The sequence below is a fragment of the Lysinibacillus sp. G4S2 genome, from assembly GCF_030348505.1.
GTDB lineage: Bacteria > Bacillota > Bacilli > Bacillales_A > Planococcaceae > Lysinibacillus.
This window is the reverse complement of sequence record NZ_JAUCFJ010000002.1, coordinates 2572752-2592628: the sequence shown is the minus strand read 5'-3', so window position 1 is coordinate 2592628 and position 19877 is coordinate 2572752. Positions and strand designations below refer to the sequence as shown.

General features: G+C 36.0%; 25 protein-coding genes and 2 pseudogenes. 17 read left to right on the top strand and 10 right to left on the bottom strand.

Annotated features, from left to right (window positions below):
• The first annotated feature begins 174 nt into the window (after window positions 1–174).
• Window positions 175–444: pseudogene (locus QUF91_RS13355) on the top strand (DUF6176 family protein).
• 587 nt (window positions 445–1031) lie between these two features.
• Entirely contained in the window at window positions 1032–1181 is a 150-nt protein-coding gene (locus QUF91_RS13350) for a YjcZ family sporulation protein (protein WP_285396927.1), read from the top strand.
• A gap of 312 nt (window positions 1182–1493) precedes the next feature.
• Here the strand turns inward: QUF91_RS13350 and QUF91_RS13345 are convergent, their stop codons facing one another.
• Window positions 1494–1694, bottom strand: coding sequence for a hypothetical protein (locus tag QUF91_RS13345; protein ID WP_289418086.1), 201 nt, complete (start codon window positions 1692–1694; stop codon window positions 1494–1496).
• 1587 nt (window positions 1695–3281) lie between these two features.
• On the opposite strand from QUF91_RS13345, the gene QUF91_RS13340 reads away from it, so the two are divergent.
• Window positions 3282–4139, top strand: a complete 858-nt coding sequence (locus QUF91_RS13340; protein ID WP_289418085.1) for a DUF2935 domain-containing protein — start codon at window positions 3282–3284, stop codon at window positions 4137–4139.
• Between the two features lie 136 nt (window positions 4140–4275).
• On the opposite strand, the gene QUF91_RS13335 is transcribed toward QUF91_RS13340, so the two are convergent.
• A complete protein-coding gene (locus QUF91_RS13335) occupies window positions 4276–4401 on the bottom strand; it encodes a hypothetical protein (protein ID WP_289418084.1) in 126 nt (41 codons plus the stop codon).
• A gap of 376 nt (window positions 4402–4777) precedes the next feature.
• Between QUF91_RS13335 and QUF91_RS13330 the strand changes: the two genes are divergently transcribed.
• On the top strand, window positions 4778–5191 hold the full coding sequence (locus QUF91_RS13330) for a GNAT family N-acetyltransferase (protein WP_289418083.1): 414 nt from the start codon (window positions 4778–4780) through the stop codon (window positions 5189–5191).
• A gap of 1093 nt (window positions 5192–6284) precedes the next feature.
• On the opposite strand, the pseudogene QUF91_RS13325 reads toward QUF91_RS13330, so the two are convergent.
• Window positions 6285–6466 (bottom strand): annotated as a pseudogene (locus QUF91_RS13325) (transposase domain-containing protein); the annotation flags it as partial.
• 399 nt (window positions 6467–6865) lie between these two features.
• On the opposite strand from QUF91_RS13325, the gene QUF91_RS13320 reads away from it, so the two are divergent.
• From QUF91_RS13320 to QUF91_RS13310, 3 genes are all read left to right on the top strand, one after another.
• Window positions 6866–7108, top strand: coding sequence for a hypothetical protein (locus QUF91_RS13320; protein ID WP_285396932.1), 243 nt, complete (start codon window positions 6866–6868; stop codon window positions 7106–7108).
• Between the two features lie 352 nt (window positions 7109–7460).
• Window positions 7461–7658 carry a hypothetical protein gene (locus QUF91_RS13315; protein WP_285396933.1) on the top strand — a complete coding sequence of 66 codons (198 nt, stop codon included), beginning with the start codon at window positions 7461–7463 and terminating at the stop codon, window positions 7656–7658.
• Window positions 7659–8260: 602 nt separating this feature from the next.
• Window positions 8261–8587: a hypothetical protein gene (locus QUF91_RS13310; protein WP_285396934.1), complete on the top strand. Its 327-nt coding sequence runs from the start codon at window positions 8261–8263 to the stop codon at window positions 8585–8587.
• Window positions 8588–8680: 93 nt separating this feature from the next.
• On the opposite strand, the gene QUF91_RS13305 is transcribed toward QUF91_RS13310, so the two are convergent.
• Entirely contained in the window at window positions 8681–9370 is a 690-nt protein-coding gene (locus QUF91_RS13305) for a hypothetical protein (RefSeq protein WP_289418082.1), read from the bottom strand.
• 824 nt (window positions 9371–10194) lie between these two features.
• On the opposite strand from QUF91_RS13305, the gene QUF91_RS13300 reads away from it, so the two are divergent.
• The gene (locus QUF91_RS13300) at window positions 10195–10440 is read left to right on the top strand and encodes a hypothetical protein (protein WP_285396937.1); all 246 of its coding nucleotides are present in this window, start codon (window positions 10195–10197) and stop codon (window positions 10438–10440) included.
• A 699-nt stretch (window positions 10441–11139) separates the two neighbouring features.
• Window positions 11140–11361, top strand: a complete 222-nt coding sequence (locus QUF91_RS13295; protein WP_289418081.1) for a hypothetical protein — start codon at window positions 11140–11142, stop codon at window positions 11359–11361.
• 238 nt (window positions 11362–11599) lie between these two features.
• Here the strand turns inward: QUF91_RS13295 and QUF91_RS13290 are convergent, their stop codons facing one another.
• The 4 genes from QUF91_RS13290 to QUF91_RS13275 all read right to left on the bottom strand — a co-directional run bounded on the left by QUF91_RS13290 (window position 11600) and on the right by QUF91_RS13275 (window position 14077).
• Window positions 11600–11809, bottom strand: a complete 210-nt coding sequence (locus QUF91_RS13290; RefSeq protein WP_483308087.1) for a hypothetical protein — start codon at window positions 11807–11809, stop codon at window positions 11600–11602.
• 117 nt (window positions 11810–11926) lie between these two features.
• Window positions 11927–12457, bottom strand: a complete 531-nt coding sequence (locus QUF91_RS13285; RefSeq protein ID WP_285396940.1) for a DUF3841 domain-containing protein — start codon at window positions 12455–12457, stop codon at window positions 11927–11929.
• A gap of 579 nt (window positions 12458–13036) precedes the next feature.
• Window positions 13037–13744 (bottom strand): purine-nucleoside phosphorylase, encoded by a 708-nt coding sequence (gene deoD / locus QUF91_RS13280; RefSeq protein ID WP_285396942.1) that lies wholly within the window; start codon window positions 13742–13744, stop codon window positions 13037–13039.
• A gap of 114 nt (window positions 13745–13858) precedes the next feature.
• Complete coding sequence (locus tag QUF91_RS13275; RefSeq protein ID WP_285396943.1) at window positions 13859–14077, bottom strand: YozE family protein; 219 nt, start codon at window positions 14075–14077, stop codon at window positions 13859–13861.
• Window positions 14078–14418: 341 nt separating this feature from the next.
• On the opposite strand from QUF91_RS13275, the gene QUF91_RS13270 reads away from it, so the two are divergent.
• The 8 genes from QUF91_RS13270 to QUF91_RS13235 all read left to right on the top strand — a co-directional run bounded on the left by QUF91_RS13270 (window position 14419) and on the right by QUF91_RS13235 (window position 18856).
• Complete coding sequence (locus tag QUF91_RS13270; RefSeq protein ID WP_289418080.1) at window positions 14419–16257, top strand: methyl-accepting chemotaxis protein; 1839 nt, start codon at window positions 14419–14421, stop codon at window positions 16255–16257.
• Between the two features lie 185 nt (window positions 16258–16442).
• On the top strand, window positions 16443–17189 hold the full coding sequence (locus QUF91_RS13265; protein WP_285396945.1) for a formylglycine-generating enzyme family protein: 747 nt from the start codon (window positions 16443–16445) through the stop codon (window positions 17187–17189).
• Between the two features lie 122 nt (window positions 17190–17311).
• Window positions 17312–17479 (top strand): hypothetical protein, encoded by a 168-nt coding sequence (locus QUF91_RS13260; RefSeq protein WP_289418079.1) that lies wholly within the window; start codon window positions 17312–17314, stop codon window positions 17477–17479.
• A gap of 57 nt (window positions 17480–17536) precedes the next feature.
• Entirely contained in the window at window positions 17537–17788 is a 252-nt protein-coding gene (locus QUF91_RS13255; protein ID WP_289418078.1) for a hypothetical protein, read from the top strand.
• Window positions 17761–17994: a hypothetical protein gene (locus tag QUF91_RS13250; protein ID WP_289418077.1), complete on the top strand. Its 234-nt coding sequence runs from the start codon at window positions 17761–17763 to the stop codon at window positions 17992–17994. The genes QUF91_RS13255 and QUF91_RS13250 overlap by 28 nt, the downstream gene beginning before the upstream one ends.
• A 57-nt stretch (window positions 17995–18051) precedes the next feature.
• Entirely contained in the window at window positions 18052–18324 is a 273-nt protein-coding gene (locus QUF91_RS13245) for a hypothetical protein (protein WP_289418076.1), read from the top strand.
• Window positions 18279–18527, top strand: coding sequence for a hypothetical protein (locus QUF91_RS13240; RefSeq protein WP_289418075.1), 249 nt, complete (start codon window positions 18279–18281; stop codon window positions 18525–18527). Before QUF91_RS13245 ends, QUF91_RS13240 begins: the two co-directional genes overlap by 46 nt.
• Window positions 18528–18547: 20 nt before the next feature.
• Complete coding sequence (locus tag QUF91_RS13235) at window positions 18548–18856, top strand: hypothetical protein (protein ID WP_289418074.1); 309 nt, start codon at window positions 18548–18550, stop codon at window positions 18854–18856.
• A gap of 62 nt (window positions 18857–18918) precedes the next feature.
• Here QUF91_RS13235 and msrB read toward each other — a convergent pair whose 3' ends face one another.
• Together msrB and msrA are read right to left on the bottom strand one after the other, a co-directional pair.
• Window positions 18919–19347 carry a peptide-methionine (R)-S-oxide reductase MsrB gene (gene msrB / locus QUF91_RS13230; RefSeq protein WP_285396948.1) on the bottom strand — a complete coding sequence of 143 codons (429 nt, stop codon included), beginning with the start codon at window positions 19345–19347 and terminating at the stop codon, window positions 18919–18921.
• On the bottom strand, window positions 19340–19873 hold the full coding sequence (gene msrA, locus QUF91_RS13225; protein WP_285396949.1) for a peptide-methionine (S)-S-oxide reductase MsrA: 534 nt from the start codon (window positions 19871–19873) through the stop codon (window positions 19340–19342). The genes msrB and msrA overlap by 8 nt, the downstream gene beginning before the upstream one ends.
• Window positions 19874–19877: the final 4 nt, after the last annotated feature.

The window sequence follows — 19877 nt, the reverse complement described above, 5'->3', positions numbered from 1 at the left end:
TTACTTTATTGTGATTATTTTCTCTAGTTATAATGTACTAAGGGAATTTTTTTATACTTATGATTAATAGAAGATTACACATTTACCACTTAACTACTAAAACATGTTTTACTGCGCTACAATTTTGATAAAGAAACAGTTTTCAGATAATTGAGGGAGCGGCGGAGAGTTAGTATGTTAAAAGTCATACAAGGAAAATCATCGAAAGTAGATGAATGGTTGCAATTTTTAAACGATACTATGGTGACGCTGGATGGAGAAAAAATAACAGAGGATGAAGAATACTTATATTGGTATTCTGTTCGAGATGAAAGATTCAGAACATCGGATTGATCAGAAGCATTTAGCTTATTGGGACGAATGTATGATAAAACGTATCGACCCGTCGATTTGAAAACCGAAGTAATTATGATACCGGATAAAATAAAAGCAGTAATGAAATAATTTGGGGCGATTTTTAGAAACAATAGCATAATGTGTATGAATAAGGCTCGTTCATGCGAGTGCTTTTGTTATATTTTCATATGCTCTAGACGACCAAAATTTCTCTACATAATGTTAAATTCAAAATAATCTTCGGACACCCCAAGGAAAGCGCCTAGTCGGAACGAAAATCAAACACACACTATAGTGATCTGCCAGGAAGACTATATAATTCCTATAATTCAACAGTACCACTTCACCCATCTAATACGAAATGATAAAAAAGCAACAAGAGTGACTTTACACAAAAATTTATGCTCCAATGGTATACTCCTATTTTCAACATTTTCATTTTTAAATCTTTCTCTAAGGCAATCCACCATGCAAAAGTAGCTGACTCGTCATAATAATAAATCAAGCTAATTTTTAGCTTGCACCGCCTTGAATCGTTACTGAGGGTCACCTTCCATACGGGTGACCCTTTTTATTTTTAAAGTACGTTAAAATCATTTTCCAAATTTCTAATTCTAAAGGATTTTAGTTGGATAAATATCTCCTCTTGCTTTTATGGCGATACATATTATAGACGTAGAAAGGAGGAATGCTTCATGGGATACTGCGGAAATATGGGCAATTACAACAACAGTTGTTACTACGGGGGTTATTGCTATGGAGGTGGCAATAACAGTTCAACATTTGTTCTAATTGTTGTTCTATTTATACTATTAATTATTGTCGGCGCTACTTTCATGTATTAATTTTCAAAGTTGAACTATCAAATTTAGAAATAAATAAGAGGGTAAAGCTTCTAAGCCTTACTCCTCTTCATTCAGGGTCACTTTTTCAGAGTGACCTTGCTTTATATTCCTGTCTTCTTAAAATTTGAAAAGCTGCCTTTAATTCAACAACCATCCTATCGTATTTTCTTCAATATCAATCAAGTTAATATTTGGTCAGTTATTTTTAGTCACTTATCTTGCACTTATACAAGGCTTAAGTATCAAAGCACTCCGTTTCTTCCCATACTTAAAATGATTATTATTAACGGACTAGTACGACAGACTCTCTACTTAAGATTTTGTCGTTTCTAGTTTTTTTAAGTAGATATATTGATTATTAATAGCCGTATGGACTTCCATAGTATGGTGGATAATATGGCGGGTAATATGGATATGGCGGATAATATGGTGGATAGAATGGTGGGAAGAATGGATAGATTGGGTAAAACGGGTATCGGTGCCGCCTTCTCCGACGTCTTCCATAACTGTCATAATCATAGTCCTGGTCGTATCGGTCATAATATTGCATAATTTTCCCCCTTTCGATTTCGGTTTAAGATATGCTATAAAGGATTGACAGTCTATGCATTTGCCTATTTTTTACACAAGCGATCTTCGTTTGCTCAAATTAGGGCCTTCTCACCTTCAATGACGATTGTCGAATAGACGTCCATCCTATTTAACCTCTCCCTCCCCTATTTCAAAAATCAATCATCAGTCCAGCGAATTTTCTACTTCTGTTCTACTCTTTTAATGTTTTCGACTATCACGTCTATTAAGTCCGTTGTAGAACAGAATTGAACGTTTTCTTTATTTATTTAAACGCTCATAGCCTTACTGTAAGCTCCTTAATAATGCTCTTTAATGGCCTCGGCATAGCACGCTTTATTTTGCGGTCCCACAATTCATATTAAAAAGTCATACCCTTTTGTGGATATGACTTTAATCAACACCTAACTATATTTCTCTTCATGTTTTTTACATTTTTATTTAAAAATCAGGGTCACTTTCCTCCGGTGACCCTTATTAACATATAAACCTTTAATACAAGCTAGATTTATAAGAAACAATCATAATATCGTTGTGTTGTTCCAAATATTTTGGAACATCATGATTAGTCAAATGCCGAACTATAAGTTTGTAAAAAAATCCATCAAATTAAAAGAATTTCTTTCGGAATCGTTATTTGGCTAGTTGATTATTTTACACTTTACAAATCCTTTGCCAATAAAGCATCCGTTGTCGCACTTTTAAAATGATTATTAACGAGTTGGAACAACAAACTTTTATGCAATTTTTGTTACTTCGTTTTTTATAGTAAGTGCTGCTTTATTCTCATTGGTAGCCATATGGAGTTGGGTACGGACGGTGATGCGGATGATGGTGGTGATGGTGGTGCGGATGGTGATAGTAAGATGGATAAGCATGAGTTGGAGTTGGGTAGTAATGCATTGGATAGGTATGCATCGGGTAGGTATGCATTGGGTGAGCCGGATGATATGGATGACTACCCCTATTTTGTCCTCCATAATTGTCATAATTGTAGTCGTAACGCATAATTTTTTCCTCCTTTCGATTTCGATATAGGTTATGCAATACATGGATTGTTAGTCTACGCATTTGCCTATAGTCTGTTCTATTGTGTCTACCCCACTTAAATCATTGTAGATTTCATCTTTAGAAGTTATAGCTTCATTAAAAAATTTTCAGTGTTAGATTATCCCTGGGATTGATGATAAACGGAAGTACGAGTTAGTAATGAAATCAAACATACATACATAATTAAATAGTTATAGATTTCTTATTATTAGATGATTTGATATAAAATGAAGAGCTTATTTTCACCCATCGACACTCAAAACAATATAAAAGTGTAGACGTGTTGATTAGGAAAAAATAGGTTTATTATAAAAGGATTTTTTTGTTGCTAGTTTGCTAATATATTCCCATTTTCAATTGATCGTAACGTAGCGTCAGCAATTTCTTCCAACTATTAATCCCTTGATCCCTGTAAGTATATTTAAATGGCTTTGATAATAAGAATAGAAGGATTGTATTATTTACGAGGGGGGTATTGGAATGAGAGGAGATGAATCCTTTTTACATGCTGATACAGGTGTTACTTCTGAATTATTTGTTGAGCGATCGTTAAATGAAATTCGTTTTTGGTCTAGAATTATGAAAGAGCATTCACTTTTTCTAAAATTAGGATTTAGAGCAGAAGATACTCAACTAATTCAAGAAGCTAATCAATTTTATAAATTATTTGAACAAATTGAGCAAACTGCACATGTATTTACCACTCAAACTGATCCTGAGCAAATTAGAAGATTTAACACAGAAGTCCAACAAGCTGCAACTAGCATTTATATGTTTAAACGAAAAGTGCTAGGTCTAATTTTGACTTGTAAAATGCCAGGAGCAAATAATTTTCCGCTACTAGTTGATCATGTAAGTAGGGAAGCTAATTATTTTAGAAAGCGATTACTCGAATTAAATGAAGGCAAATTGAACGCACTGCCAGACGCTATTATTAAAGAAAATGTATTTTTCTTAAGGATTATGGCCGACCATGCAAAATTTATCGGTCATTTGCTGGATCCATCTGAAAGAAAATTAGTTGATATAGCTCGGAATTTTAGTAATGATTTTGATCAATTATTGTTTCAAGCTAAAGATTTAGAATCTATGAGACCACAATCTCAAACAGTTCCTCTATTGGATCAATTTCTGGATCAAAATCGTGTATCAGTCTCATCTCTTAGAGACTTTAAGAAAACAGCACGTGATTTAATTGAACAATGTAAAATAAAAAGTATTATTCATCCACTATTAGCAGACCATGTTTTTAGAGAAGCTGATAGGTTCCTTGAAATAATAGATATGTTTGATGCTCATCTTACTAGCAGTACCCCAAAATCCGGTAATAGTAATTAAGAACTCTATAAAACTTTCATTAATTTCATCAATAAGTTGGGTGGTTGGTGACAAAACTTAAAATAGATTAATAAGTGTGTTGATTAGGGAAAAATAGGTAATATTATAAAAGGATTTTTTCGTTACATCCCCACTTTTAAGGTTCATCACCAAAACGTGTGGTTGATTTCCGTTCCGGCTGGGCGCTTTCCTGGGGGCGTCCGATGAGCCGCTTCACTCGCGTTGCTCGCTCCAGGGTCTCATCTGTGACGCTGATCCCCAAGGAGTCGCCCAGCCTCCACTCCAATCAACTTATATACATAGCATACGTTTTAACTATTGTCATCCACAACTTTTGGTGATGAGCCACTTTTAACCAATTATAGCCCTTAGCGGAAATCAAGCCTTCCAATTAATAGGATGGGTAAAAATAGTTAATTAACACCCCTGATAAAAGTGTGCATCATTTCCAATCCTCTACCATCAATTGCTCTACTATGTTACAATTTCATCAAAGATAGAAAAAGAAAAGGGCTATTCTCTACTATGAACATAGCTCATTAATTTATAAGAATGCAGAAGAAGTTTGAAAGGTGGTTTAAGACAGTGGATAAATTACGTTTACACTCTTCAAAATAAAATTTTGAGGAGGAATTTTAATGACAATTGTATTTAAAGAAGAAAAGTATATTCATAAAAACGATTTAAAAGCTCTTTATGAAGATGTAGAATGGTATGCATATACAAAAGATTTAGATCAATTACAGCAAGCATTGCTAAATTCAATATTTGTCTTATCTGCATGGGAAAATGATCAATTAATTGGTTTAACAAGAGTTGTAGGTGATGGTCTCACAATCCTTTATATACAGGATATTTTAGTATTGAATAGCCATCAAAATCGAGGCATTGCAACTAATATGATGAATCATGTTTTAGAAAAATATAAAGATGTTCGCCAAAAAGTTCTTTTAACAGAAGAAGCTCCTGATGTTCGTCATTTTTATGAAAAGAATGGTTTTGATTCTTGCGACAAAGGAACACTAGTAGCTTTTGCAAAAATGAAGTTTTAGCGGCGAAACTTGATGTTTTAGCAGCGATATTCACTTGCTTAGCGGCGAAACTTGACGTTTTAGCGGCGGTATTCGCTTTGTTAGCGGCGGAACTTGATTTAATTGTGTGCGAATGCTAGACATTTAATCCTATGAAACAAGAAATGAATTTTGATATTGACCACATTCTAGGACTTGTATGTATGAATCCAACTCATACATATAAGTCCTTTTTTAAGGCTATCACAAATTCACTTGAATGATATTGTGCGTCAATACCGCTTGCCAGCAATTTCATAGCTTGCGGCACACATATGCTTAATACATGCCGTCTAAAAGAATCCATGTTAAAGTCATGCTGGCAGTTCACTATACTTCAAAGTGCAGACCGTCAATAATGCATAGCTTTCGAACAATAGCCCCTACTTGATTCATAACTATATCGGAACATGTCATTGCTAGAGATAAGAGGCATATAAAAAGCCACACCTAGTTAGATGTGACTTAATGATTTATAATAAATTTTTAGACTTAACACTTTTACCTGATACAGTAAACTTATTTTTATCTTCGTCAAAATCTATAATGAACCTAAATTCATTCAATATGGTTCCTGTGTAATCACTAATCCTCACTGTTGGGCTAACCCAAAACACAACTTCGTTTCCATCCATCTTCCAACCGTTTTCAAATCCTTTGTGCTTTTGTTTAAGACGTGTTTCGATCGATTGGCCGTTATTACTGATAGTGTTTTTTACAAACTCGATAAAATTAATTTGTGCTTTTGTTTCTATCTACCTCACCTCCATCTACACTAATCATAATACTAATGGTATTATATGTCACTATTTGAAAACTAAAACAAAAAGAGATTATTAAACAGGTAGTCACAAATATTTGTTTATAAGACGCATGTACAATCCAATGTGCTTATTAATGTAAGCACCAGCACAATTAATTTCTCGCGCATTTCCGTGCGCTTTTTGATTAGAAAAAACCTGTAGTCACTTAACAATGAAAGAAAAAGCAACGTAAGCCCGAAATATAAAAAAGCGCACCTTTTCGGTACGCACAACGAATAGCCGTTTATCTGAAAAAAATTTCAGGTAAACGGCTATTTTGCACATGTTGCTTGGATTTTTTTCGACCAAGGCATGTAATTCTTTAAAATCTCTGGCTGTGAATCGGTAAATTTGGCAGTTCTGTCAATAAGGTCACTAGGTATTGATAGAAATCGATGCCGTTTGCTTTTGCCGTTTCAGCCAAACTTAAACAGATGGCATTCGCATTAGCACCCTTTACAAACGCAAATTCCGTCCATTCGAGGTGGTTGCTAAAGGCATGCCTTTATAAACTTATATTGATGCTTTCGCATCCCCTCTCGCCAAGACCTTAGTTCCTCTATTAAAAATCTGTATTCACTCACACAGTTTAAATAATGATACATTTCGACTTGTAAATCACTACTCTATAACCTGCTAACCAACAGAGCAATCTATACAGGTTTTCTCCTGAGTTTCTTCATGGATAATTAATGAATAAACTTTAAGGCATTTAGACACGCTCGTCTCGCTTAGAAGTAACAGTCAATCTCATTTGTTGCATTTTTACCATTTATTTACCACTGCATGAATTTCTATGTTACAATTTTATTAGCAGAATTTTCAGTTATTCGAGATGCAGGGAGATGATGATTTGAGTATAAAAGCTTCTTATCAAGGAGTAGTTGAACTTAACATTGTACATTGGGATTCTATTGACAATTTAGGCGTAAAGATTACCGAAGTTAGAGACTCACAAAAAATTTATACAAATGACATAGTTGAAATACAACAAGTTGTAGATTTTGGTCGAGTTACAGAAAGGTCTCATAGAATACTTATTATTTTCAACTTAAAAAGAGATTTAGATAATCTTGGAGAAAAAATAATTTTATGAGTCATTTTTCAACAAGAAGAGCAATAGTCCATCACACATCAATCTAGGGCTTTTGTTTAAAATTTACCCAAGTCCTTTTGTTATGCCCCCTACAATTGCTCCTATAGCTCCATTCAAGCCTTTGTAGCAACGATTAGACAACCTGTGTAAATGCTTTCTCTGCTTCCCTATCAACGCTTACAGGCTCGTTAAACGATTCTAAGAGGTGTTATTCAGTTCTTATAACCGTCAATCTCTTTTGTCGTGAATCCCCATTTATCTACCAACTCGCACCTCACAATGTTATAATTGCTATACAGACGGAATGTTCAGTTTTTCAGGAATAAAGACCTAAAAAAGGAGGATGATTTCAATGAAACGATTCTTTTGGTCATTTATTTCAGCAATCAGTGGGATTCTTATAGGTATGTCTATTTTTGATATAATTAACGGAAGTTTATCAGGAGTTTCCATTTCTGTTTTAGTGATTGGAATAATAATGATGCTGATTAGTATTTGGGGATATAAAGAATATGTCGGTAAAGGCTTACTGTTTAAACATAATGAATAATGTGGGATATTACCCCCGAATTCAACTAACGATACAACATTCCATCACACATCAATCTATGGCTTGTGAGTAAAATTACTCATAAGTCCTTTTGTTATGCTTTCTCAATCATTCCTATAGCTCTATACATGGCTTTGTAGCACCTGTCAAACAACCTGTGTAAATGTTTCCCTCTGCTCCACTAACTTACTCACAGGTTCGTTAAATTGCTCTGTAAGCTTGACTACGATTGTTGTTGTAAAGCTGACTCAAAGTTGAAAGAATAGAACTTTGCCACACCCTTATTACAACCAAGAGCCTGTGTTTGCTTTGTCGCTTCTTATATTTATTCATTAATCTTATTCATATAGAAAAAGCACATCAGCTTAATGATGTGCTACCGCACTCTCAGCATACCTTGCTTTATAAGCTCATTCTTCCATATACCAATATTTGTAAATGCGTTAAACTATACCAAACGACTTATTATTCAGTTATTGAACTAACGGACAGTTTAGTTGAATAACGATATGGGTTTTTGTGGTAAAATAGTAGACTGTAGGTGCATCTTAATCTTTACAAGAAAGTGGGATGGGCTATCGTTTAGTTAGGAGGTAGAGGCTTTGAGGTATTTGATGGTTTGGGGTATTTGTCTTATTTTGATTTTGTTAGTTGCAGGAATTTTATTTTGGTCAGCTGTGTTACCGAAGATTACAAGTAAAAGATTATCATTTGTTATGATTAGTCTGGGATTCAATGTAATCTCAATCCCAATGTCCTTATTTGTAGGTGGAATGGCAACAGCTTCTCCGACCAGTACTATGAATGATTTTTGGATAGGGTTTCTCATAGCCCAGGCAACACCACTTTTAGTACTAATAATTGCAATCTTAAAATGGATTATAATTGACATAAGGAAAATAAAGAAGCGTGTGAACAGTAATAATTAATTAAGTTTAAAAATACAAGTTTGTGAAGAAATCTAAGGGGTGCTTTCCTTCAATATAAAAGGCACACCAACCTAGTTGTGATGTGCCTTAACCCTATTTAATATCACCAATATAAGATTTATCTTTTTGAAATTTTGAAAACCTACTCTTTTTTACATAAATAATTTTTGCTACTTCTACAGCAAACTTTTCTAAATGAGCAATATAGTTTTCTATAAACTTTTCACCAAGCAATATCTTATTTTTCTCGATTGTAAAATCATATTTCTTTTGCATTTCTTTAATTTTCTTTGTAGCTTCTCCTTTATTATGTACAAACCTATTCCTAATCAGATACATCTCGTAAACATAAGTAATTCCCTCTATGTTATTTAACTCCACAAATCCATTATTAACCAAAAAATTATTTGCTTTATTTATACAGCCTATTTTCTCTTTTGGTAGATTGTTAAATTTCTTTTTTAACTCTTTATCAGAATTAATACGGTTTGTGAAAACATCCTCTATAAAAGAACATAACGTAATTAATAAAGATGGTCTAATGAAATTCTGAAAAGACTTGTATTTCTTTCCCTCATTAAGTTCAAGGAGTCGTTGAGGAGTAATTTCCCCTTCTTTATTTCTACTATTATTTCTATCATTAATTTCCTCTATATTTTCATTGCAAGTATTCTCTATAAAGTCATTTAATCTTCTGAAATACTGTAAACCCTGTAGTCTTGGATAAGATTCCACAGCACCATGTACACGTAAACTAGCAACTATTTCATTAATGTCTTTCATTAAAATACCCACTTTCTTTTCTAGGTTACATATATTGTATATTTTCTCCATTCAAAAAGCACAACAATTAATGCTGTGATAATAAAAAGTCATACATGATGTGACTGTTTTCAATGTACGCCTGCTCTATGTCGTCACGACACTCTTTGAAATGCTTTCTGAATGTTGTCCATTGGCTCTTAGTGAGTAACGCTCTGATTGCGTTCTCATTATGAGCCTTTTTAGCTTGATTGATAAGGTCAATCTAGGCTTTATCCTCTCTGCTAGTCTTGACCTGCTTATCGTTCAAATACGAGTATGTCTTACTCATATTAACGCTCTGTAGCTTTGCATACGAGCTTAGTAGCACCAATCAAACAACCTTCTGTCATTGATTCCCCTGCTTCAATATCAACGCTCACAGGCTCGTTAAACTGTGCTGCGAGCTTGCTACTTGGTTCTTTTAACAGTAAATTTCATTCGTCGCACACTTTCCATTTATCTACCAATTTATACTTCACAATGCTATAATCACCCTATAGAGGGAATGTTCAGTCAATTGGGAATAAAGACCTGAAAAAGGAGGGGAAATGTTTGAGCCAAAATAAGCAAGATAAAGTCCAAATGCAAAAAAAAGGTTCAAGGTTTATATAGAAAGAGAAAACAACAGCATAAGGAAGATAAAGATGATAACAAAATTGGTATAGTCATTGTAAATATTTGTGTTGTATTAGCGATTTTGGTTCTTAAACTAAATGCATTTATTAAAGAGTTCTAGATTGTTTATTGGGAAATTTGAGCGTTGAAAAGGTTTGCCAATATATAGATTCAAGGAGGCTAGAAAATTGAAAAACTTTAGACCAATTATTGCACTTATGTTGTTACTAAGTTTTGTTACTGCATGTAATCAACAAAAAGTCGACAAAGATGAATTTGTTGTATTTGCACACCAAGAAAATATGAATGATGAATTGAGGGAATCTTTGTTCATATGTTTAAATACTGAAGAAATTATTTATCAAGTTGATAACGATAATAATGTTTTAATAAAGAATAAAGATGTTGACCATGCAGTTACACGTTGTTCATAAAAATTGAGTAATACTTTTCGCTACTCAACTCCCATGAAAGAACGCAATCATCTTTCATTTTCTGTGGTGTAGCGCTGGTTTTAGCGCTACATGGATGGCTAACGAGTGCTTTCCTCCAATAGGAACATGATTAAACTTCATGTATGCAAGTCCTCTTGTTATGCTCTCACATTAGCCCCTATAGCTCCATTCAAGGCTTTGTAGCAATGATTAGACAACCTCTGTAAATTAATCCTCTACTTCCCTTTCAACGCTCACAGGCTTGTTAAATGCTCCTAAGAGGTTGTTACTCCTTACTTGTAACAGTCAATCCTCTTCATTGTGCATTTGCCATTTAACTACCAAACAAAATTATATTTTGTTATAATTTATCAGGCGTGTTGATTAGGAAAAAATAGGTTTAATATTGCGCGGTAAATGGATTTTTTTGTTACTATTTTGCTGATATATTTCCATTTTAACTGATTGTAGCGTAGGGCTACTCGACTCCTGCGGGAAAGCGAGACAGACGAGACCCTGTACGGAGCGAAGCGGAGGAAGCGGCTCGGCGCTCGCCCGCAGGAAAGCGAGTAGCCCGTAGCGGAAATCAGCCTCTTCGAATGTATAAAAATGGTTAATCAACACACCTGATAATTTATATTTGGAAATAATTTTCAGTTAGTCAAGAAAAAGGGCAGGTTATTAATTGGAGGATTGATTATGAAAGAGATGTATTATACAGGACTTATTTTCTTTTGTTTAGGAAGTTTAATGCTATTTTTACATTTACTCGTTAGTAGTGCAGTAAGGCATTTAGCAACTTATATGGGTGAACCGACTCCCCTAAACAATAGTTTATATATTCCTTCTGCATTGTTTATTTTGGCGGGAATAGTACTAATTAGCATTTATGCTTTTAAAAAGAGAAAAAAACAAATTTAACAGCCACCTATTTTTAAAGAGTCGATTCTCAAAACAAGAACGAATTTTAACTACATAGCCATCAAGAATAGGACTTGTTTTTATGATTAACTTCCATATCCGCAAGTCCTTTTGTTATGCTCCTCAATCGCTCCTGCTAACTTTGTTGCTCCAATCAAACAACCGACCTGAGCGTAATCTAAGCAACCAAGTATACGTCTATCTAATACTCGATTACATTGAGCGCTGTTCAATCTCATTAAAAGCAAGCAATTCTACAAACTTCTTCAGGAATATGCTTATACAAACAACCTTCAGCAAAAATATCATACGAATGGTAATCATTTTTAATCGAACCGCCAAAGTCTGCTATTTCAACTATTCCAACCAGTTCATTGCCATTGAATGTGAATCGAACCTTATCACCCAACTTAAATTTCATCGGGGGCAAATCCCTATTTTTTGACATGTAAATCACTCCTCCTTATTATTAAAATCTTCATCAACCTGAGCGAACCACTTTATTTAAAATCTGACGTTTTTCCGCAAGAGAGATATTGTCAGTCAAACCTTCAATCACATTTCATTATCCTTTACCGATAAATCTTGAAACTTTCTTAACTTGATCCATAGTAATTCTAGGCGTAACACCTTGAAACCAATTCTTCTTATAATCTCCAGCCCAATCAATTGGTCTACTAGCTAACCATTCATGGTCAAATAGCCGTTCCCAAGTATTTATTACTTCTTCTTTTTGGAATCCTCTCTCTTGGAAATAATCCCATTCTTTTTCATCATAAGTTATTGGACTATTATTTAAAATGCTATGCCATTCATCAAATGATGACCATAAAATATTATCTTCAGGAACATCTAATTTTAAAATAACCCATCTTTCACCTTTTGTTGCAAGCGCTTTTTCATTTCCGCTTGGTCTTCTTTGCCATAACCACACGGGAAAATTTTCTATGTTACAACTAGCTATGCGCTTTTTCATTTGACCTACCATCCATTCGTAGGCTTCGGGAAACATAGCAAATTTCTTGTCTCCTTCTAAGTATCCTTGCTCTCGCATTTTTTTATAAAGATATTCAGGTTGAACAGTGTATACAATCAAAAATATTCCTCCCTTGTTTCACATAACAAATAGCAACAATCTATAAGAAAACAGCTTTAAATTTTTAAGAAATAAGTGTCACATTACTTTATAGGCACATAATCACATCTAGCACCCTTCAAAAGAAAGGTGCTAAATCCAAATCAAGACCTTACTTTTCTAATCTTCTCGCAACCCTTTGCTTGGCACGTTCTGCTCGTACTTCAGGTGGCTCATAAGTGAATCCAAAAGCTTCAAGCTGAGCTTTACGTTCTTCCTCATTTTTAGATAGTTCCTTGGTTTTGATAGACATACCCAAAAAGTGACATACATTTGCTTCTTACATGCTTTCTAAAGGCGTTAACATGCAAAGTCATCCAAGAGCAATTAGGACATGCTACAATACATGAAACACTGAATACGTACTCTCATGTTGATCAAGACCAAAAGAAAGGAGCTACGGAGCTTTTTAACTCTTTATAAACAAATAAACCTCAACAGGCTCTCATTTATCGAGTCACCTATTGAGGATAAAAAATCTAATTAATTTTTAGTGTAGTCCCTTTGAAATTTCTTCCAAACTACAAACCCTTGCTACGCTTATTCTTGAATAGCTGCCTCTAAAGCAACAACGATCATGTCGTTGAACGTTGTTTGGCGCTCTTCTGATGTTGTTACTTCACCAGTTAGAATGTGGTCACTTACTGTTAGGATAGAAAGTGCTTTACGGCCGTATTTTGCAGCTAATGTGTAAAGTGCTGCTGATTCCATTTCTACAGCAAGTACACCGTATTGAGCTAATTTTTCGTTTTGGTGCTCATCAGAATAGAACAAATCTGCTGTGAAGATATTACCTACTTGTAAGTTTAAACCAGCATCTTTACCTGCATTGTACGCTTTTAATAATAAATCAAAGTCAGAGATTGGTGCGAAGTCGATAGCGCCGCCCCAAATGATTTGGTTCATACGTGTATCAGATGTTGCTGCTTGCGCTAAAATAACGTCACGAACTTTTACATCTTTTTGAATTGCACCACAAGTACCTACGCGGATTAATTTTTGAACATCATATTCTTGCATTAATTCTGTAGCGTAAATCGAAATTGAAGGCACACCCATACCAGTACCTTGTACAGAAATACGTTTACCTTTATACGTACCTGTATATCCAAACATATTACGAACTTCGTTATAGCAAGTAACATCTTCTAAAAACGTTTCAGCAATGTATTTTGCACGTAATGGATCTCCTGGAAGTAAAATTGTGTCAGCGATTTCGCCTTTTTTTGCATTAATATGAATACTCATACTGCAATCCCTCTTTTCTGTCAGTTGTCACTATAAATAATACTGTGTTTCTCATATTTTCGCAACGCTAGACGTCTAGCAACTTTTAATAAATTATATTGTTTTAAGCTATTTTCATCCTTGCTCTACATATAAAGACCATAATTCATCAAACATTTCTGTTGTTAAATTGTCAGTGGCGAACGATTCAATATAAGTAGATAGCTCATCAAAGTCTGTACTTTGCTTCGGAAAATTATGCTCGTTGAACACTTCCTCCGCAAATCGTACCTTCGGATCTGACCAATCCCCTCCTCTGAAAGTTAGTACATACAAATAAAAGCTCTTTTTCATACTTAGAATTCCCCTCTTTATTCATCTGCTTTTCGCTAGTTTATCAAAAAATATCATCTAAGTCTTCTACAATCAGGCTTTTATGGGAAGTTAATCTTCCACCAACCTTACTTGCTTTTGCAACATAAAACATTTACTGAATGAAGATAAACAAAACCAATTAAGCATTTTCTCCTATTAGAAATAACAGCACTATTTTCTTATCCTCTATAGACTTTCGTCACACAAAAAAACTATTCTTTGCAGTTCAAGAAATAAGAATTTTGCGAAAAAACAATAGAAATACCTAGAAAAATAAGGTAAAATTTAAATCAACTATCAAAAACAGGAAGGTGATGACGATGAAAAACTCTCATAAATCCAGCAATTCCGTACAAAAACGCCTGTTTCTCTTTAAAAATAGCTTTTCAAAAATGAAAGGAAATGATTTAGAGGATAGTAGGCATAATCTCCCTCTCACTAAAGAAAAACGACAACGTTTTTACCATTTAATTCGAGGCAAAGTGCTTATTATATTTTCTCTCCTTATCATCATTAATGGCACGATGGGCATAATGTCGTATGCCAATATACAGAATTTACAAAAACAAATGAAGAATTTCACTGAGAAAAACGTCCAAGAACAACTAACTGTCAACCAACTTGCGTATGAAATTGCGCTACTTACCAATTTAGAACAGGCCTATTTAATTAGTGGGAATGGGAGTTATGCTACTTCTTACAATATGAAAATTGATTCCATAGATAAAAAAATTACTGCCCTAGAAAAGCAGTTTACAGACAGAAAGCTAGAGCTAGGTCATATACAGGCAATCGATCAATATTATAAAAATTATCTTGAATACTCTACTAAGGTCATGACAATGCGTAATGAACTCGGTCTTGAGCAAGCTCGCAAACTTATGATGGGCGGTACTGGAGAATCGATGAAGCAGCATATCGATAAAAATATTGAGTCTATTAATTCGGTTATGGATGATGCAAATAAAACAAAATTAGATAAGCTTAACAAGCAGGTTACACTATCTATTACTTCTTTCTTCTTCATTTCACTAATAGGATTTATCGCAATCATTATTTTTGGTTATATGTTATTTAAATCATTAAAAAACAATACACAAGCTATTAACCATTCCATTCTCGATATTGCACAGGCTGGCGGAGACCTGACACGACGCGTTAACGTTCGTAATCATGATGAATTCTCAACTATTGCCGCTTCAACCAATATACTAATTGTATCAATCTCTAATTTGATTAAACGTGTCAGCGGACTGGCGGACCATGTATCAAGCAGTAGTCAGGAATTAATGTCATTAGCAGATGAAAATGCCCGTACTATACAGAATATTGCAGATACCACTACTGACATCGCTAGTGATAGTGAGAATACGATTTCTAGTATGACTAGCGCTCAACAAAAAATGAGTGATCTTGAGCATTCTGTGCACAAGTTAAATGAGCAAGCAAAAGCTGTACAACATGCATCTTTGTCAATGCGACAAGCAGCTGATGAAGGTAGTCGCTCTGTTCAACAATCTTCGTTAGTGATGCAATCTATTGAAGAAACGATGGCCTCCACTACTACCACAGTAGAAGCACTTGGTAGAAAATCTGCCGACATTACATCCATTATCGGCACGATTACAGCGATTTCTGAACAAACAAATTTACTTGCCTTAAATGCTGCAATTGAGGCAGCACGCGCTGGTGAGCACGGACAAGGCTTTGCTGTTGTAGCTGATGAAGTTCGAAAGCTAGCAAAGCAATCTCAAAGTGCCGCAAAAGAAGTCACATCCATTGTAACGTCAATTCAAGAGGAAGTGACATCTATCATCTCTCAAAACTATGAAGGTGTCACGTCCGTTATTCGTGGCGTTGAAGTAACGAATGAAACAAATCAATCTTTAGCCAATATTTTAACGCATACTAATGAAACGACGACAATTATCGCTGCTATGGTAGAGGAAATTACAATAACTCTTGATTATAGCAACGCTGTAGCGAATGATTTTGTCCATGTGAATGCCTACGCTGAACAATCAGCGGCCAACACATTCACTTCTGTAGCTACGGCAACCCAAGGAACTGCATCCATGCAGGAAATTAATGCCGCGGCCATAGAGCTTGCTCAACAAGCAGATAGTCTGCGGAATCTTGTTAGTGAATTTAAAGTTTAATGTCCGGAAAGATGTTCATTATAAATGAAGCAGATACATGATCTAGCGCTGGAGTTTTTAGATATCGTTTGTCATTATTGTATGGACGATAGGTAATTAATATAAACAAGCATTTTACCTTAATCCATGGATGGAGACTATGAAAGTAATGTCTAAAAACAATAGTTAAAGATTTGGAGAGAACAATGAAAACTAACTTAAATCATTACTTAAAAGAATTAATGGTGTATATTCCAGAAGGAGAAATCCACCTACGAGATTATCGAAACGAGCAAAAATGGATTAGTTCAAACTATAAATTTGGAATGCCGGGTATAAGAAAAAATTTAAAAGAAGTTATTTGGAATGTTGAGATAAAGCCATTTTATCTTGCCAAATATACTGTAACTGAAGAACTTTATTCGATTATTACGGGGAAGAAATTTTTAACAACAATACAGGATCATAAACCAATTGTTAATGTTTCATGGATAGATGCAGTAAATTTTTGTAATTCATTGTCTGACGCTCTAGGCTATGATAGGTTTTATGATTGTGATAAGAAAAGTAAATCAGTTGTATGCAATCCTAGTTCTAATGGTTTTCGATTACCAACAGATTCTGAATGGCAATATGCATGTAAAGCAAAATCAACAGGATATCGGTATGGTAATATTGATGAAATTGCTTGGTATAAAGATAATTCTAATGAACATGTACACCAAGTTGGTGAAAAAATACCTAATGAATGGGGCTTGTACGACATGATAGGAAATGTTTGGGAGTGGTGCTGGGACTTATACGATGAAGAGATATTTGGTAATTACCGAATAATTCGAGGAGGAAGTTGGGCTGAAGAAGAACGTGGATGTGGAGCTACTTGTCGACGTAAGAGTATGCCTGATTTCTTTATTGATGATATCGGATTTAGAATTGCACGATCAATCATTTAATATTCCTAAACAATTATGAAGTTCTATCCGTCGGTTCGATGGTTCTATCCGTCACTTCAGCTTTTCTATCCGTCGTTCCGATAGTTCTTTCCGTCGGTTTGACAAGTCTATCCGTCGCTTGATTGTTCATCCGTCGGTTCGATGGTTCTATCCGTCACTTCGGCTGTTTTTTCCGTCGTTCCGATAGTTCTTTCCGTCGGTTCGACAAGTCTATCCGTCACTTGATTGTTCATCCGTCAGTTCGATGGTTCTATCCGTCACTTTGGCTGTTCTTTCCGTCGTTCCGATAGTTCTTTCCGTCGGTTTGACAAGTCTATCCCTCGCTTGATTGTTCATCCGTCGGTTCGATGGTTCTATCCGTCACTTTGGCTGTTCTTTCCGTCGGTCCGATAGTTCTTTCCGTCGGTTTGATGAGTCTATCCGTCGCTTGGTTGTTCTTCCGTCGGTTCGATGGTTCTATCCGTCACTTCAGCTATTCTTTCCGTCGTTCCGATAGTTCTTTCCGTCGGTTCGACAAGTCTATCCGTCGCTTGATTGTTCATCCGTCGGTTCGATGGTTCTATCCGTCACTTTGGCTGTTCTTTCCGTCGTTCCGATAGTTCTTTCCTTCGGTTTGATGAGTCTATCCGTCGCTTGGTTGTTCTTCCGTCGGTTCGATGGTTCTATCCGTCACTTTGGCTGTTCTTTCCGTCGTTCCGATAGTTCTTTCCTTCGGTTTGACAAGTCTATCCGTCACTTGATTGTTCTTCCGTCGGTTCGATGGTTCTTTCCGTCACTTCATCTATTCTTTCCGTCGTTCCGATAGTTCTTTCCTTCGGTTTGACAAGTCTATCCGTCGCTTGATTGTTCATCCGTCGGTTCGATGGTTCTATCCGTCACTTTGGCTGTTCTTTCCGTCGTTCCGATAGTTCTTTCCTTCGGTTTGACAAGTCTATCCGTCACTTGGTTGTTCTTCCGTCGGTTCGATGGTTCTATCCGTCACTTTGGCTGTTCTTTCCGTCACTTTGGCTGTTCTTTCCGTCGTTCCGATAGTTCTTTCCGTCGGTTTGACAAGTCTATCCGTCGCTTGGTTGTTCATCCGTCGGTTCGATGGTTCTATCCGTCACTTCGGCTGTTCTTTCCGTCGTTCCGATAGTTCTTTCCTTCGGTTCGACAAGTCTATCCGTCACTTGGTTGTTCATCCGTCAGTTCGATGGTTCTATCCGTCACTTTGGCTGTTCTTTCCGTCGTTCCGATAGTTCTTTCCGTCGGTTCGACAAGTCTATCCGTCACTTGGTTGTTCTTCCGCCAGTTCGATGGTTCTATCCGTCACTTTGGCTGTTCTTTCCGTCGGTTTGACAAGTCTATCCGTCGCTTGATTGTTCTTCCGTCGGTTCGATGGTTCTATCCGTCACTTTGGCTGTTCTTTCCGTCGGTCCGATAGTTCTTTCCGTCGGTTTGATGAGTCTATCCGTCGCTTGGTTGTTCTTCCGTCGGTTCGACAAGTCTATCCGTCGCTTGATTGTTCATCCGTCGGTTCGATGGTTCTATCCGTCGGTTTGATGAGTCTATCCGTCGCTTGGTTGTTCTTCCGTCGGTTCGATCGCCCTTTCCGTCACTTCAGCTATTCTTTCCGTCGGTCCGATAGTTCTTTCCGTCGGTTTGACAAGTCTATCCGTCGCTCTTGATACAAAAAAAACATCTTAAAACAAACAACCCCTAGCAAGATATATCCTGCTAGGAGTTGTTGTTATTTAAATAATGAAAGATATTCTGTATAGCCTTCTTTTTCTAAATCCTCTTTCGGAACAAAGCGGAGAGCAGCGGAGTTAATACAATAGCGTAGGCCTCCAAGTTCATTCGGTCCATCAGGGAAAACATGTCCTAAATGAGAGTCAGCTTCTTTACTGCGAACCTCTACGCGACGCATACCATGTGATGTATCGAAATGCTCTGTGACTTCTTCCTTTTCAATTGGCTTTGCAAACGCTGGCCAACCACAACCTGAATCGAATTTATCAAAGGAACTAAACAATGGCTTGCCTGAAACGATATCTACATAAATACCTTCTTCAAAGTGTTTATCAAATTCATTACGGAACGGTTGCTCTGTGCCATTTTCCTGTGTCACATAATACTGCATGTCCGTTAGTTCTTTTAATCGTTGTGCCTTATTCATTTTTTAGCCCCCAGTGTTGCTCCTGAAACGCCTTGCGACCAGAACCGACAGCATAGCGCTCGTAGTGCATTGGATTTTTCTTATAATAATATTGATGATAATCTTCAGCTGAATAAAACGTACTTGCTGGTAAAATTTTTACTGCAATAGGCTTATCGAACTTACCTGATTCCTCTAAATCTGCTTTAGAACGTTCTGCTAATTCACGTTGCTCTTCATTGTGATAATAAATCGCAGTTGTGTAGGACTCCCCACGATCATAAAATTGTCCACCCGCATCAGTTGGATCAATTAATGTCCAAAATGTCGCAAGTAATTGCTCATAAGAATAGTACTCATCATCAAACGTAATTTGAACCGCTTCAACATGCCCTGTCGTTTCAGAGCATACTTGTTCATATGTTGGATTGACAACATGTCCACCTGTATAGCCTGAAATCACCGATTCAATACCAGGTGTTTCGTCGAAGGGCTTGACCATACACCAAAAACATCCACCTGCAAATGTTGCATACTGCTTTGCCACTCAT